The sequence below is a fragment of the Paracoccus cavernae genome (genome assembly GCF_042430175.1).
Taxonomy (GTDB): Bacteria; Pseudomonadota; Alphaproteobacteria; order Rhodobacterales; family Rhodobacteraceae; genus Paracoccus; species Paracoccus cavernae.
Map to the genome: position 1 here is coordinate 61,536 of NZ_JBHMDZ010000013.1, position 13,913 is coordinate 75,448.

The following is a 13,913-nucleotide window of genomic DNA, read 5'->3' on the forward strand; positions in this document are numbered from 1 at the left end:
CTAGAGTGTTTTCTTATATCCGATATGGGAGGGGGTAAAGCCAAGCCGCTCGTAGAAGCGGTGCGCCGCGCTACGGCTTTGGTTGGAGGTGAACTGCATCAGGCTGCATCCGGCAGCCCGCGCCCGCGCCTCGGCATCGGCGATCATCACCGCCCCGATCCCCTGCCCGCGCAACTCCGACGAGACGCGCAGGCTCTCGATCTGCGCGCGACGGCTGGCCGATAGCGACAGGCCCGTGATGAAGGTGATCTGGTAGCATGCGACCACCTGCCCCGCGCTTTCGCCGACGACCAGATGATTGGCCCCCTCGGCCTCCATCGCGCGAAAGGCCGCCTCGTAGCGAGCGGCATCCGCCAATTCGCGGCCCTGCCCCAGCACGTCGTCACGCAACAGGGCAACGACTGCTGGCACATCGGCCACCACGGCCTCTCGCCAGAGGATCACGCCCCGCCCTGTCCCGAGGCAGCCGCGACGAAGGCGCGGATCCGGTCGTGGTCCTTGACGCCCGGCGCGGATTCGACACCTGAGGAGACATCGACCCCCTGCGCTCCGGTCAGACGGATCGCCTCGGCGACATTGTCCGGAGTGAGCCCGCCGGCCAGCAACCAAGGCTTGAGCCAACGCCGCCCCACCAGCAGCCGCCAGTCAAAGGCAAGGCCATTGCCGCCCGGCAAAGCGGCATCCGGCGCGGCTTTGGCGTCGACCAAAAGCATATCGGCCACCAACCCGTAATCCCAAAGCTGGTCGAGATCCTCGGCTGCGGCGACGCCGACTGCCTTCATCACGGGCAAGCCGGTCAGGGCCTTGACCTCGGCCACGCGCCCGGGCGTCTCCCTGCCGTGAAGCTGGATGATGTCGAGCGGAACCGATTTGAGAACTTCGCCAAGCAAAGCATTGTCCGGATTGACGAATAGCCCGACCCGCGCAACACCCACCGGCACCTGCCCCGCCAGTTCGGCGGCTTGAGCGATGCCCACATGGCGCGGGGATTTCGGAAAGAAGACAAAGCCGACATAGCGTGCGCCTGCCGCAACCGCGGCCTCAACCGAGGCGGGATCGGAAAGGCCGCAGATTTTGACGGCTGCGGAATGGGCCGCGCTCACGACCGGCCTGCCGCTTTGCCGCGACCGGAAACCAGAGCTGTACCGGCAACCGCATTGCCGCTTTTGGCTTGTTCGAGAATGGCGAGAACTTCGTCCTGCGGACCGGAATGGGTAGTACGCAGATGACCGAGCTCACGCTCGAGCTTGGCCAGAGCCTGGGCGCGGCGGTTCGATTCCGCCCGCAGCCCCGCCTCGCGGAGCCATTCCCAGACCAGACCGATGACGACGCCGAACATGATCGCGCCGAAAAAAGCAATAAAGGCGGGCATGGTCAACGACCAAGACCCACCCAGAAACTGCCCGAACTGGGCAGGAAACAGACCGACAGTGATCAGCTGACGATTCGCCAAAGCTACGCCGATCAGGATGATGGCAAGCAGAACCACAAAAGCCAGTCTTATCGCACGCATGAAAAGTCCCTCAGTCCATTGCGCGCTTAATCTGACCTATTCGGCCAGCCCGTTCAACCTGTCGCGCAGCAATTTGCCCGTCTTGAAGAAAGGCACATGCTTTTCCTCGACACTGACGGAATCGCCGGTGCGCGGGTTCCGGCCGGTCCGCGCGTCGCGCTTCTTGACCGAAAAAGCACCAAAACCACGCAATTCGACCCGGTCGCCGCGTGCCATGGCATTTATGACCTCTTCGAAAACCGTGTTGACGATCCGCTCCACGTCGCGCTGGAACAGATGCGGGTTTTCTTCGGAAATTTTCTGGATCAGTTCAGAACGGATCATCTTCTACCCTGTGACTGGAACCAATGACGGAATGACCTAGGATCATGCCCAACCTCACAACACATTATGAACGCTTGGCGACTCATATAGTTGCAGAAATTTCACGCCAATTGAACAAATGTCTTACGAGAATGACAGAACCCGCCCCGGATGAGCCCAGAGCGGGTCCGCAAACGTCTGGCCGGACCCGAAAGGCTCCGGCCATCTGCATTAGTTGCGGCTCTTGAGAGCGGCGCCGAGGATGTCGCCGAGCGACGCACCCGATTCGGACGAACCGTACTGTTCGACGGCTTCCTTCTCTTCCGCGATTTCGCGTGCCTTGATCGACAGGCCCAGACGACGGGTCTTGGTGTCGATGTTGGTGACGCGCGCGTCGACATTGTCGCCGACCTGGAAGCGCTCGGGGCGCTGGTCCTGACGGTCGCGAGCAAGGTCCGAGCGACGGATGAAGGATTTCACGCCGTTGTACTCGACTTCGACGCCACCTTCTTCGATCGCGGTGATGGTGACGGTGACGACATCGCCACGTTTCACGCCATCAACAGCTTCGGTCATGGTGTCGTTTTCGAGAGCCTTGATCGAGAGCGAGATACGCTCTTTCTCGACGTCGACTTCCTGAACAACTGCGCGGACCATGTCGCCCTTGCGGAAGTCCTGGATGGCGTCTTCGCCACGGGCATCCCACGAGATGTCCGACAGGTGAACCATGCCGTCGATATCGCCTTCGAGGCCGATGAACAGACCGAATTCGGTGATGTTCTTGACTTCGCCTTCGATCTGCGTGCCGGTCGGATGGGTCTCTGCAAAGACTTCCCACGGGTTGCGCTGGGTCTGCTTGAGGCCAAGCGAAACGCGACGTTTCGCTTCGTCGATCTCGAGAACCATGACCTCAACCTCTTGCGAGGTGGACACGATTTTGCCGGGATGGACGTTTTTCTTGGTCCAGGACATCTCGGAGACGTGAACCAGACCCTCGACACCAGCTTCCAGCTCGACGAATGCGCCGTAGTCGGTGATGTTGGTGACGCGGCCGGTGTGAACCGAACCGATCGGGAACTTGTTCGCAACCGTATCCCACGGATCGGCCTGCAGCTGCTTCATGCCCAGGCTGATGCGGTGGGTGTCTTTGTTGATCTTGACGACCTGAACGTTGACGGTTTCGCCGATCGAGAGGATCTCGGACGGGTGGTTGACGCGACGCCATGCCATGTCGGTGACGTGCAGCAGGCCGTCGACACCGCCGAGGTCAACGAACGCACCGTATTCGGTGATGTTCTTGACGACGCCTTCGACTGCCTGGCCTTCGGTCAGGTTGGCGATGACTTCGGCGCGCTGTTCGGCGCGGCTTTCTTCGAGGATCGCACGGCGCGAGACAACGATGTTGCCACGGCGGCGGTCCATTTTCAGGATCTGGAACGGCTGCTTCAGACCCATGAGCGGGCCGGCGTCGCGCACGGGGCGAACGTCGACTTGCGAACCCGGAAGGAACGCAACAGCGCCGCCCAGATCGACCGTGAAGCCGCCTTTGACGCGGCCGAAAATGGCACCGTCGACGCGCTCTTCAGCTGCATATGCCTTTTCAAGGCGATCCCAAGCTTCTTCGCGGCGAGCTTTCTCGCGCGAGATCGATGCTTCGCCGCGGGCGTTCTCGACGCGGTCAAGGTAAACCTCGACTTCGTCGCCAACCGCGATTTTCGCATCTTCGCCGGGATTTGCGAATTCTTTCAGATCAACGCGGCCTTCCATTTTGTAGCCGACGTCGATGATGGCCTGGCCTGCCTCGATGGCGATGACCTTGCCTTTGACAACCGAACCCTCTTCGGGGGTGTCAATTTCGAAGCTTTCTTTAAGGAGGGCTTCGAATTCCTCCATTGCAGCTTTAGTGCTCATACGAACAGTTTTTCCTTTTCACGTGTTTTCTGGCCATGCGGTTGGCTCCGCCGGTCTTTATTCGCCACGCCGACAGTTGAACGGCAGATGCTCCAGCCCCCGAAAGGACCGGCCCACCAAGGCCCGTTCGCCGATTGACTTGCGCGGCGCTATAGCGCGCACTGACCATAAAGGCAAGTGTTTCCGCATGTCAGCCCCCGCCCGAGCAATCAGCGTAAAAGCGCCGGTCGCCCGTCGCGGCACGGTTGGCCCGTGCGGTTTCCCGTGTTTGGCCAAGCCGTTTCGCGGGCTTTGTCAGCGTGCGAGGCGCGTCCGGACCGTGGCGACGGCCTTCGCCACCGCTTCTTCGATCGAGAGATGCGAGGTGTCGATCAGAACGGCATCATCCGCCTGTTTCATCGGCGCGACATCGCGGACCGCGTCGCGGGCATCGCGTTCGCGGATCTGGGCAAGCATCTCGGCGGGATCGGCTCCAAGCTCGGCCGCGCGCCGCGCGGCGCGGGTTTCGTAATTGGCGACGACATAGAGCTTCACCTCGGCCTCGGGGCAAATCACCGTGCCGATATCGCGACCGTCGAGCACCGCGCCTGGCTCGGTTCGGGCGAATTTGCGCTGGAAGGCCAGCAAAGCGGCGCGCACTTCGGGGATCGAGGCCACGCGGGAGGCCGCCTGCCCCGCTTCGGCGCTGCGCAGATCATCCCGCAGAAGATCCTCCGGCTCGAGCCCCTGCGCCGTCGCCACCGGATCGCCGCCCTTCGCCCCGACCGCGCGGTAAAGCAGGCCGGTATCGAGATGGGCAAAGCCGAATTCGCTCGCGAGAGCACGGGCGATCGTCCCCTTGCCCGAGGCGGCAGGTCCGTCGATGGCGATGGTAAATGGCATATCCGTTCCGTTCCGTTGCCGCCAAGGCAGTCGGCGGTTGTCGCCGCATCTTTGCCACGCCCTTGCCCGACAGGTCCAGCCCCGTCTCGGCGCTGCGGCACGATCCCGCGAAGCCGATCACGCTCCACTCCCCACTCCGCGTTGCGCGGCAATGGGTCGCGCCCCTCGGCAAGACAATCAGACGAAATTGTGTGCATGAGGGGCATTTAGCCATTGCACTAGGCGGCCGGACGGGAAAAATGAAAAGGCAGGGAGCGGCCGGTGACAAGCGCCCTTCCCTCGCCGCAAAAGGGGCGCGGATGCTGAACGATGTCGAACGATTGATGTATGCGCCCTCGGTCGAGGATGTCTGGGCCTATCTGACCTCGGAGACGAAAAAGCTCGGCCTGCCCTATGTGCATTACACGATTTATCGCGTGCTCGAGGCCGACGGGCTGGATATGCCCAAAGAGGTCATGCTTTTGTCGAACCTCGACAAATCTCTGCTCGACCGCTTCGAAAACGAGGATTTCCTGATCGCGGCCCCGCTTAGCCGCTGGCTGCACAATAATGGCGGCACGATCTCTTGGGCCTGGGTTTTCGATCAATGGCAGCAAGGGCTTTTGTCGCAGCCCGAGGTCCGCGCGCTTCAGGCCTTCCTCGAAAAAGGCCATTTCGCGGGCTGGGGCATGAGCCTGCGCGGCATTGCGCCACGGCTGGCGGGCGGGATCGTCTTCGGCGGCCCGCTCGGAATGACGCAGCCGGAGCTTGACCGGATCTGGAACAAACATGCGCGCCGCCTGATCGCTTTGTCGGGCCTTGCACATATGCGCCTCGCCTCGCTGCCGAGCGAAAAACTGAGCGAGCAGCTTACGCCGCGCCAGCGCGAGGTGCTCGAATCCATTTCGGCGGGCAAGAGCAATGCCGAAGTGGCCGCGCGTCTCAACATCTCGCTGCCGACCGTCGAAAAGCACCTTCGGCTCGCACGGCAGGCCCTGGGGGTGCGCACCACTGCTCAGGCCATCGTGCTTGCGACCGTGCGCAACCAGATTTTCGTCACGCCGATCCGCCGCATCCACCGGCTCGCGGAGGCTGCCTGAGCTAAGAACCGCTCCCACCACAAGCGACCCCCATCACGCGCTCGGGCAACCCATGACTTCGAAAAAGCCCACTACGCCGCGCTACGGCAAAGCCTGCGGCATTTTCGACAATTCCAATGCAAAACGCCGGCCACAAGGGCCGGCGTTCCGTTTTTTCGGGATCGAAGCGGATTATGCGCTGCCGGCCATGGTTTTGGCGACTTCGGCTGCGAAATCTTCTTCTTTCTTCTCGATGCCTTCACCGACTTCGATGCGGGCATAGCCGGTGATTTCAACGCCTGCGTCTTTCGCGGCCTGAGCCACGGTGACATCGGGGTTGATGACGAATTTCTGGCCGAGAAGGGTCACTTCTTCCAGGAATTTGCCCATGCGGCCTTCGATCATTTTTTCGATCACGGCTTCCGGCTTGCCCGATTCACGAGCCTGCTCGGTGAGGACGTGCTTCTCGCGCTCGACCAGTGCCGGATCCAGATCGGCTTCCGACAGCGATGCCGGGTTGGTCGCGGCGATATGCATCGCGATCTGCTTGCCGATCTCTTCGGCTTTGTCCTTGCCGCCGTTCAGAGCGACCAGAACGCCAATTTTGCCCATGCCGGCAGCTGCAGCGTTATGGACGTAGGAAACGACGGTCTCGCCTTCCAGAACGTGCATGCGGCGCAGCGTCATGTTCTCGCCGATGCGGGCGATTGCTTCCGACAGAACCGTATCGACGGTTTTGCCGTTCAGCTCGGTCTGGCGCAGAACTTCGATGTCCTCGCCGGTGGTCAGAGCCAGATCGGAGATCTCGCGCACGATTTTCTGGAAATCGGCGTTTTTGGCGACGAAGTCGGTTTCCGAGTTCAGCTCGATCGCGACGCCGCGGCCGTCGACGACGGAGACGCCGATCAGGCCCTCTGCTGCAACGCGACCCGATTTCTTCGCAGCCTTTGCAAGGCCTTTCGTGCGAAGCCAGTCAACTGCTGCTTCCATGTCGCCGTTGGTTTCGGTCAGCGCCTTCTTGGCGTCCATCATGCCTGCGCCGGTCGTTTCGCGCAGTTCTTTCACCATCGCTGCGGTGATAGCCATCGGATGTCTCCTTGCTTCGCTTTGCAATGCGTCAGGCGGGGCTTATCCCCGCCTGATGTCAGTTCCGTGAATACCGTCGCGGTTGCGATCAGGCTTCAGCTTCGACTTCTGCTTCGTCGCCCAGCTCTTCGGCCGGAACGTCGGTCAGCGCGCCGAGGTCGACGCCAGCAGCGCCCATCTGAGCGGTCATGCCGTCCAGAGCCGCACGGCTGATCAGGTCGCAGTAGAGTGCGATCGCACGAGCAGCGTCGTCGTTGCCCGGAATGATGTAGTCAACGCCTTTGGGCGAGCAGTTGGTGTCGACAACTGCGACAACCGGGATGCCCAGCTTGTTGGCTTCGAGGATCGCGAGATCTTCTTTGTTGACGTCAACCACGAAGAGCATGTCCGGCAGACCGCCCATATCGCGGATCCCGCCGAGGCTCGCCTGCAGTTTCGACTGCTCGCGTTCCATGCCGAGACGCTCTTTCTTGGTCAGGCCTTCTGCGCCTGCGCCAAGGGTTTCGTCGATGGCCTTGAGGCGCTGGATCGACTGCGAAACGGTTTTCCAGTTGGTCAGCGTGCCGCCGAGCCAACGGTGGTTCATGAAGTACTGAGCCGATTTCTCGGCCGATTCGGCAATCGCCTTCTGAGCCTGACGTTTGGTGCCGACGAAGAGAACGCGGCCGCCTTTTGCGACGGTGTCACGCACTGCTTTCAGCGCCTGCTCCAGCATCGGAGCGGTCTGGGTCAGGTCGAGGATGTGGATGCCGTTACGCTCGCCATAGATGTACTGGCCCATGCGCGGGTTCCAGCGCTGGGTTTGGTGACCGTAGTGCACGCCAGCTTCCAAGAGCTGACGCATGGAGAATTCGGGAAGCGCCATGTTCGTTCCTTTCCGGTTTACGCCTTGGCGGGATCCTTCAGGGCTGCGCCCCAACCGGTGGACCGAAACAGATTTCTCCTGCTGCGGCCCGATCCCACCTGTGAAGTGAGCGCCAAATAATCGCACCGCGCATGAAATTCAAGCCCCATTCGTCGCGCTCCCGCCCGCCCTGCCCAAAGGCCGCTCTGGCATGCGCGGGCCGAAGGCGGTCGGAAAATACCCCGCATTTTAGGCGAAGGGCTTCAAAGCAGGCGAATTCGTGCAAGCTGGAGCTGTTCCGTAAACCGGGACTTAACCCTTTGCGGTCCATAACAGCCCTGACCAAGCGATGAAAGGAATTCCGTTGGGTGGCTTTAGCAAGACGAAACGGCAGGAGGCTGTGACGCTATGACCGTAATTACGCTCCCGATCCGGATGGATTTGACCGAATCGCTGCCGCTGACCGTGGCCATCAAGGATGTGGTCGGCCAGCCGCTGCGCCTCGACGCTTCTGCCGTCGACCATCTTGGCGCGCTTTGCCTTCAGGTCCTGATCGCCGCCGCGCGCCAGTGGCAGGCGGACCAGATCGCCTTCGAAATCGCCCCGATGTCCGAAGCGTTCATCAAGGCCCTGCACAATTTTGGCCTGCCCGGCTCCGCCCTCACAGAGGAGGCAGCATAATGTCGCTCAGCATTCTCGCCGTCGACGACAGCCGCACGATGCGCGACATGGTCCGCCTGTCGCTGTCGTCGGCCGGCATGGCGGTCACCCTCGCCGAAGACGGGATCGACGGCCTACGGGTTCTCGAAACCATGACCCCCGATGCGATCATTTCGGACATCAACATGCCGCGGCTCGACGGCTTCGGCTTTATCGAGGCGGTCCGCAAGATCGACCATCTGCGCGCCGTCCCGATTTTGGTCCTGACCACCGAAAGTGCCGACGAGCTTAGAACCCGCGCCCGCAATGCCGGAGCGACCGGCTGGATCGTCAAACCGTTCGACCCGCACAAGCTGATCAAGACGGTTCAGCTTGTGACCGGCTAAGGGAGGCGTCATGTCCACCGATCCGATGGCCGAAATCCGCGCCTCCTTCTTCCTTGAATGCGAAGAGCTTATCGAAAGCCTTCAGGACGCGCTTCTGATCCTCGAAAGCGGGGAAAGCGACACGGAGATAATCAACGTCGTCTTTCGTGCCGTTCACTCGATCAAGGGTGGCGCGGGGGCTTTCGGCCTGACGGCTCTGGTGAACTTCGCACACCGTTTCGAGACGGTCCTTGACGAGCTGCGCTCCGACAGGCTCGAACTGACTGCCGAGGCCGTAAAGCTGTTCTTCCAGGGCGCAGACGTCTTGCAAGACCACATCAAAGCGGCCCAGGTCGAAGGGCCCGAGCCCGACTGTTCCGACGTTGTCCTCGCAAATCTCGAGGCTTTGATGGGCGATGCTCCCCCTGTCGAAGAGGAAATCGTCGACTTCTCCCCCGCCGGCCTCACCTTCGACTTCAGCGATCTTGGAAGTGGTGATGACGGCGACAACTCCGACCTGCTGGAAGACAGCCCTCATGCCTGGCGGATCGAATTTCGCCCCCACGCCGGCCTCTTTCGTTGCGGAAACGAGGCACTGCACGTCCTGAACGCCGTGGCCGAACTCGGCGAAACCCAGGTGACATGCCTTTTGCCGAACGAACTTCCCCTCTCCGAAGAGCAGGCAGAGGAACCTCGCCTCGCATGGGAAATCATCCTGACCTCCGACTGTACGGAAGAGGACATCAACGAGGTTTTCGATTTCGTCATTGATGTTTGCACGCTCAGCATCACCCCGACGGCGGAGCCCTCCCAGATCCCTTTTGAAGAAGCAGGTGTTTCCGCCGAGGCACCTGCCGCCGCAGTCGAGCCCCTTTTCTCCGCCCCCCAACCGACCGAGGGTGACATGCAGCCCGAAACACCCGCCGAAGCGCAGTCTGACCAAACACCCCAAAACAGCGCAGCCATGGCCACCCCTGCCGGGCCTTCCGCGCGCACCCAGACGGCCGGCACGACGGAGCCCGCGGCGGCCACCGTTCGTGTCGACCTCGAGCGCATCGACCGTCTGGTCAATCTCGTTGGAGAATTGGTGATCAACCAGGCAATGCTGGCGCAAAGCGTTACCGAGGCAGGCATGGCCGAACATGCCGCCGTTGTGAGCGGCCTCGAAGAGTTCATGATGCTGACCCGGGACATTCAGGACAGCGTCATGATGATCCGCGCACAACCGGTGAAGCCGCTGTTTCAGCGCATGTCCCGCATCGTCCGCGAAGCATCAAACGCCGTCTCCAAAGACGTCCGCTTCAAAACCGAGGGCGAAACCACCGAGGTCGACAAGACCGTAATCGAACGCCTTTCGGATCCCCTGACGCATATGATCCGGAACGCGGTAGATCACGGGCTGGAAACGCCTGAAAAGCGGGAAGCAGCAGGAAAGACCCGAGAAGGCGTAATCACTTTGTCCGCCTCTCACCGCGCAGGACGCGTCCTGATCGAAATCTCGGACGATGGCGCCGGCATTAACCGCCCGCGCGTGCGCGAGATTGCGATTTCCAAAGGCCTTATTCCAGCCGAGGCAAACCTGACAGACGCCGAAATAGACAACCTCCTTTTCCTGCCAGGCTTTTCGACTGCCTCACAAATCTCCAACCTTTCGGGCCGGGGCGTCGGAATGGACGTCGTCAAAAGCTCAATCGCAGCTTTGGGCGGGCGCGTCTCGATTACCAGCGAACCCAATATCGGAACAACTTTTTCAATTTCACTGCCTTTGACCTTGGCCGTCCTTGACGGAATGGTGGTACGGGTTGCAAATCAAACTCTGGTCATTCCACTCAACGCCATTGTCGAAACAGCCACCCTGACGAGCGAAAATATAAAGCCAATCGGCCACAATACCGAGCTTCTACATATTCGCGGAGACTTCGTCCCGCTTTACGATCTCGGCATCCAGCTTGGCTTCCGTCACCACAAAGACCGTGCAGAAAATGCGATTGTCATCCTGACGACCCAAGAGGACGGATCACGCGCTGCTTTAATCGTAGATGCAATCATGGAACAGCGCCAAGTCGTCATCAAAGGTCTGGGAAAAAGTTACGATCGCATACCGGGCGTAGCGGCAGCGACCATTCTGGGAGATGGCCGCATCGCACTCATACTCGACCCGACCGGATTGACGAATACACCCATCTCCAAGTCGCCCGATCAGCCCCTATCTCTGGCAGGTTAATCAATGGAAAACCAATTTCAACAGACCAATACGAACGAAATAGAACTACTGGCATTTCGCTTGGGCGAGCAAGAATATTGCCTAGACATCATGTCGGTCCGAGAAATTCGCGGTTGGTCAAAAGCCACGCCCATCCCTTTCTCCCCCCCTCACGTCAATGGCGTAATCAACCTAAGGGGAACAGTGCTGCCCGTTCTTGACCTCGCTGTACGCTTAGGCATGCCTCCAGCACAACGCAGCGAGCTGAACGTCATCATTGTCGTAGACATCAACGGACACACCGCGGGGCTTCTGGTCGATGCCGTCTCCGACATCATTTCGGTCACCCCTTCCGACCTCCAACCGGCCCCTGAAATCAATTCGGAAGATGCATCAAGCTGCATCAAAGCCCTGACAATAATTGAAAATAGGCTCATTCGCGTGTTGGAGCTATCACTAGTCATGCCCTCCATCTCGACGGATGCGGCATGACCAGCTTGCATCGAATTTCGGCCAGCTTAAACACCAATGAAGATGAAATATACGTAAAGATCTCGAATATCCTTCATGACCTTTCAGGGATTAATCTTGGGCCGGAAAAAATAAACCTCATGAGGGCCAGGCTAATTAAGCGCATGCGCGAAACTGGTGTACAAAATATTGCCGACTACCTCGACCTCCTGAACAGTCCGTCAGCGCACGAAGAATTCCCTCATCTCATATCAGCCCTAACGACCAACTATACGAACTTCTTCCGAGAGCCACATCACTTCAAAGTCCTAATAGAGACAGTCCTGCCAGCTCTCGAAGCAAGAGGTGCTCGAACAATCAACATTTGGTCCGCGGGCTGCTCTAGCGGACAAGAACCTGTTTCAATTGCAATCACTCTGGCAGATCGCCTCGGCACAGCGTTTCATAGAGTGAGAATACTGGGCACGGACATAGACAGAGAAATACTAACAAAAGCATCAAGTTTCAGCTATCAGGAGCAGGAAGTCTCGGGGATTCCACGATCTTCGCTGATAAAATACTTCAGGGAGTCAAACAACAAATACCAACTAGAATCTCACATCAGTGAAGCGATAAATTATCGCGAACTCAACCTCACCTCCGCCTGGACGATGCAGAAAAAACATGATGTGATTTTTTGCCGAAATGTGGTAATTTACTTCAAGCAAAGATGTCAAATTTCTGTTTGGGAAAAAATCATAGACAACCTCTCATCAGGAGGCTTCCTTTTGATCGGTCACTCCGAGCGAATACCTGACGAACTTAGATCATCAGTCGAACAATTCGGCCCCAATTCGTATCGAAAACATTAAAACGGATTAACCCGATGAGCATCAAAGAGAAGATACACATTCTAGTAGTAGACGATATGTCGACAAGTCGAGGTTTGATAATCCAAGCACTGGAAGAAATAGGTATAAAAAACATTCACCACGCTGCCGACGCAAGTCAAGCCCTAGCAGTTATTTCGAAAACAAAAATCCACATCATTCTCTCTGATTACAACATGCCTCACATCACCGGAATACAGCTCCTTAACGCAATCCGCAGCAACCCGTCAACCAAATCAACTGGATTCATACTCATTACAGGCCGTGCAGACAAGACAATCATTGACACAGGAAAATCACTAGGCATGAATAATTTCATCAAGAAGCCATTCACCACAAGCGAACTAAAACTTTGCCTTGAGAGTGTCACTGGAAGTCTTAACTGACATGAATGAAAGCTCTGCCTCACTGAGATCATTCCTGAAGGCACTAAGTGCCGAGATGGAGATATGCATCTCCACTTGCGCCATCATAGAGAATGCATGGTGTAAGATCTCCGAAAACTTGGCTCTTCCCTCTCCACGAGGAATGCACAATCAGCCGCTTGAAATCCCCCCGCACATCATCGATATGCAACACGTCGATATGCTTACACAGCATTTGCATTTTATCTCCATCACAATTCCACATGAAATCCTAGAAAGGACACTTACCGAATCGGAAACTCAAGCCCTAATGGAATCTACAAATGCGATCAAAATCGCACAAATGCGCGAGCGCATTCTAGATGCTTGCTTCCCTGGCAATGACGTGATCCGGTAATCATCCCCTTTTTAACGGGGTTCTCGCGTAGAATTCATGCAGCCAGTTTTAGCTTTTGGGCTGGCGTCATGCCGCCAACGCCCATGTTGGGACGGTCATGATTATATGTCCATAGCCAGTTGGTGGCGACGTCCTGGACCTCCTGAATGCTATCAAAGATGTATAGGTCCAGCCACTCGTGCCGCACCGTGCGGTTATATCTCTCAACACAGGCGTTCTGCTGAGGCTTTCCGGGCTGGATATGGTTCAGCGCAATTCCTTGTTTTTCGGCCTAAATCATCAAGGTGGAACTGATATATTCCAGCCCGTTGTCGGCGTGTATCGACTGCGGCTTACCCCTCCATTCGATGATCTGGTTGAGGGCGCGAACGACACGCTCTGCGGGCAGCGAGAAGTCCACTTCAATGCCCAGTCCCTCGCGGTTGAAGTCGTCCAAGACATTCAGCAGACGGAATTGACGGCTATCGGCTATCCGATCTGCCATAAGTTCATCGACCAGGCGACATTTGGGGCGGTCGGCACCGCAAGCTCCTCGGGCTTGTCGCGCTTAATACGGCGCCGGGGCTTGATCCTCAGGTTCAGTTCCAGCTCGCAATAGATCCGACGAACGCGTTTATAGTTCCATGGATGTTCGCTGCGACGCGATAGATACCGGTATCGCTGTCGTCATAGAACGACCATGACGGAGCCGCGGCAGCGCCTGTGCTCGCCTGAGACTGGGCAGCGATGAATCGCAACACTCCGCCCGCATTAGTGCCCGACGTTCCGCCAAGCGAGTAGATCCGCGTGTCATAGTCGGTGCTCGTGTCGACCCATTGCTGTGGAAGTCGATCAGCGATAAACCCTCGGCAGACCGGGCGGCGACCTCCACCCTCGTGATATGGATGCTGTCAACCTCGAGGCCAGAGCCTTTGAACGTCGCGACGTTACTACCGCCCGCCGAGACCCCACTTCATCCGCCCCAGCACGATAGAAGCCCGTATCGG

Annotated in this window: 15 protein-coding genes and 1 pseudogene; 7 read left to right on the forward strand and 9 right to left on the reverse strand. The window is 58.5% G+C overall.

The genetic code is table 11. The features are described from left to right. The 6 genes from ACFFUC_RS10030 to ACFFUC_RS10055 form a co-directional block, all read right to left on the reverse strand. Nucleotides 1-444: a GNAT family N-acetyltransferase gene (locus ACFFUC_RS10030; protein ID WP_377685865.1), complete on the reverse strand. Its 444-nt coding sequence runs from the start codon at nt 442-444 to the stop codon at nt 1-3. Beyond that, the gene (locus tag ACFFUC_RS10035) at nt 441-1,103 is read right to left on the reverse strand and encodes a phosphoribosylanthranilate isomerase (protein ID WP_377685866.1); all 663 of its coding nucleotides are present in this window, start codon (nt 1,101-1,103) and stop codon (nt 441-443) included. Before ACFFUC_RS10035 ends, ACFFUC_RS10030 begins: the two co-directional genes overlap by 4 nt. Continuing rightward, a complete protein-coding gene (locus ACFFUC_RS10040) occupies nt 1,100-1,513 on the reverse strand; it encodes a LapA family protein (RefSeq protein WP_377685868.1) in 414 nt (137 codons plus the stop codon). Before ACFFUC_RS10040 ends, ACFFUC_RS10035 begins: the two co-directional genes overlap by 4 nt. Nucleotides 1,514-1,549: 36 nt before the next feature. Further along, nucleotides 1,550-1,837 (reverse strand): integration host factor subunit beta, encoded by a 288-nt coding sequence (gene ihfB / locus ACFFUC_RS10045; protein ID WP_377685870.1) that lies wholly within the window; start codon nt 1,835-1,837, stop codon nt 1,550-1,552. Nucleotides 1,838-2,047: 210 nt separating this feature from the next. Then, the gene (gene rpsA, locus ACFFUC_RS10050) at nt 2,048-3,727 is read right to left on the reverse strand and encodes a 30S ribosomal protein S1 (RefSeq protein WP_377685871.1); all 1,680 of its coding nucleotides are present in this window, start codon (nt 3,725-3,727) and stop codon (nt 2,048-2,050) included. A gap of 294 nt (nt 3,728-4,021) precedes the next feature. After that, nucleotides 4,022-4,609: a (d)CMP kinase gene (locus tag ACFFUC_RS10055; protein WP_377685873.1), complete on the reverse strand. Its 588-nt coding sequence runs from the start codon at nt 4,607-4,609 to the stop codon at nt 4,022-4,024. A gap of 299 nt (nt 4,610-4,908) precedes the next feature. On the opposite strand from ACFFUC_RS10055, the gene ACFFUC_RS10060 reads away from it, so the two are divergent. Continuing rightward, entirely contained in the window at nt 4,909-5,688 is a 780-nt protein-coding gene (locus ACFFUC_RS10060) for a helix-turn-helix transcriptional regulator (protein WP_377685875.1), read from the forward strand. Nucleotides 5,689-5,859: 171 nt separating this feature from the next. On the opposite strand, the gene tsf is transcribed toward ACFFUC_RS10060, so the two are convergent. Together tsf and rpsB are read right to left on the reverse strand one after the other, a co-directional pair. Continuing rightward, nucleotides 5,860-6,753, reverse strand: a complete 894-nt coding sequence (gene tsf, locus ACFFUC_RS10065; RefSeq protein WP_377685877.1) for a translation elongation factor Ts — start codon at nt 6,751-6,753, stop codon at nt 5,860-5,862. 88 nt (nt 6,754-6,841) lie between these two features. Continuing rightward, nucleotides 6,842-7,618: a 30S ribosomal protein S2 gene (rpsB, locus tag ACFFUC_RS10070; protein WP_377685879.1), complete on the reverse strand. Its 777-nt coding sequence runs from the start codon at nt 7,616-7,618 to the stop codon at nt 6,842-6,844. Between the two features lie 387 nt (nt 7,619-8,005). Here rpsB and ACFFUC_RS10075 point away from each other — a divergent pair, with 387 nt between their 5' ends. From ACFFUC_RS10075 to ACFFUC_RS10100, 6 genes are read left to right on the forward strand one after another with little or no spacing between them, the layout of a single operon-like run. Beyond that, on the forward strand, nt 8,006-8,278 hold the full coding sequence (locus ACFFUC_RS10075) for an STAS domain-containing protein (RefSeq protein WP_377685881.1): 273 nt from the start codon (nt 8,006-8,008) through the stop codon (nt 8,276-8,278). Continuing rightward, nucleotides 8,278-8,643: a response regulator gene (locus ACFFUC_RS10080; protein ID WP_377685883.1), complete on the forward strand. Its 366-nt coding sequence runs from the start codon at nt 8,278-8,280 to the stop codon at nt 8,641-8,643. The genes ACFFUC_RS10075 and ACFFUC_RS10080 overlap by 1 nt, the downstream gene beginning before the upstream one ends. A 10-nt stretch (nt 8,644-8,653) precedes the next feature. Next, nucleotides 8,654-10,846 (forward strand): chemotaxis protein CheA, encoded by a 2,193-nt coding sequence (locus tag ACFFUC_RS10085; RefSeq protein WP_377685885.1) that lies wholly within the window; start codon nt 8,654-8,656, stop codon nt 10,844-10,846. A 3-nt stretch (nt 10,847-10,849) separates the two neighbouring features. Beyond that, nucleotides 10,850-11,317 carry a chemotaxis protein CheW gene (locus ACFFUC_RS10090; RefSeq protein WP_377685887.1) on the forward strand — a complete coding sequence of 156 codons (468 nt, stop codon included), beginning with the start codon at nt 10,850-10,852 and terminating at the stop codon, nt 11,315-11,317. Next, entirely contained in the window at nt 11,314-12,147 is an 834-nt protein-coding gene (locus ACFFUC_RS10095) for a CheR family methyltransferase (RefSeq protein ID WP_377685888.1), read from the forward strand. The genes ACFFUC_RS10090 and ACFFUC_RS10095 overlap by 4 nt, the downstream gene beginning before the upstream one ends. A 14-nt stretch (nt 12,148-12,161) precedes the next feature. After that, a complete protein-coding gene (locus tag ACFFUC_RS10100) occupies nt 12,162-12,551 on the forward strand; it encodes a response regulator (protein ID WP_377685890.1) in 390 nt (129 codons plus the stop codon). 410 nt (nt 12,552-12,961) lie between these two features. Here ACFFUC_RS10100 and ACFFUC_RS10105 read toward each other — a convergent pair. Beyond that, a pseudogene (locus tag ACFFUC_RS10105) lies at nt 12,962-13,560 on the reverse strand (IS3 family transposase); the annotation flags it as partial. Nucleotides 13,561-13,913: the final 353 nt, after the last annotated feature.

Bases quoted from the DNA above. Each gene is read 5' to 3' on its own strand.
- ACFFUC_RS10040 (WP_377685868.1), bottom strand. From the start codon at position 1,513: ATGCGTGCGATAAGACTGGCTTTTGTGGTTCTGCTTGCCATCATCCTG.
- ihfB (WP_377685870.1), bottom strand. From the start codon at position 1,837: ATGATCCGTTCTGAACTGATCCAGAAAATTTCCGAAGAAAACCCGCAT.
- rpsA (WP_377685871.1), bottom strand. From the start codon at position 3,727: ATGAGCACTAAAGCTGCAATGGAGGAATTCGAAGCCCTCCTTAAAGAA.
- ACFFUC_RS10055 (WP_377685873.1), bottom strand. From the start codon at position 4,609: ATGCCATTTACCATCGCCATCGACGGACCTGCCGCCTCGGGCAAGGGG.
- ACFFUC_RS10060 (WP_377685875.1), top strand. From the start codon at position 4,909: ATGCTGAACGATGTCGAACGATTGATGTATGCGCCCTCGGTCGAGGAT.
- tsf (WP_377685877.1), bottom strand. From the start codon at position 6,753: ATGGCTATCACCGCAGCGATGGTGAAAGAACTGCGCGAAACGACCGGC.
- rpsB (WP_377685879.1), bottom strand. From the start codon at position 7,618: ATGGCGCTTCCCGAATTCTCCATGCGTCAGCTCTTGGAAGCTGGCGTG.
- ACFFUC_RS10075 (WP_377685881.1), top strand. From the start codon at position 8,006: ATGACCGTAATTACGCTCCCGATCCGGATGGATTTGACCGAATCGCTG.
- ACFFUC_RS10080 (WP_377685883.1), top strand. From the start codon at position 8,278: ATGTCGCTCAGCATTCTCGCCGTCGACGACAGCCGCACGATGCGCGAC.
- ACFFUC_RS10085 (WP_377685885.1), top strand. From the start codon at position 8,654: ATGTCCACCGATCCGATGGCCGAAATCCGCGCCTCCTTCTTCCTTGAA.
- ACFFUC_RS10090 (WP_377685887.1), top strand. From the start codon at position 10,850: ATGGAAAACCAATTTCAACAGACCAATACGAACGAAATAGAACTACTG.
- ACFFUC_RS10095 (WP_377685888.1), top strand. From the start codon at position 11,314: ATGACCAGCTTGCATCGAATTTCGGCCAGCTTAAACACCAATGAAGAT.
- ACFFUC_RS10100 (WP_377685890.1), top strand. From the start codon at position 12,162: ATGAGCATCAAAGAGAAGATACACATTCTAGTAGTAGACGATATGTCG.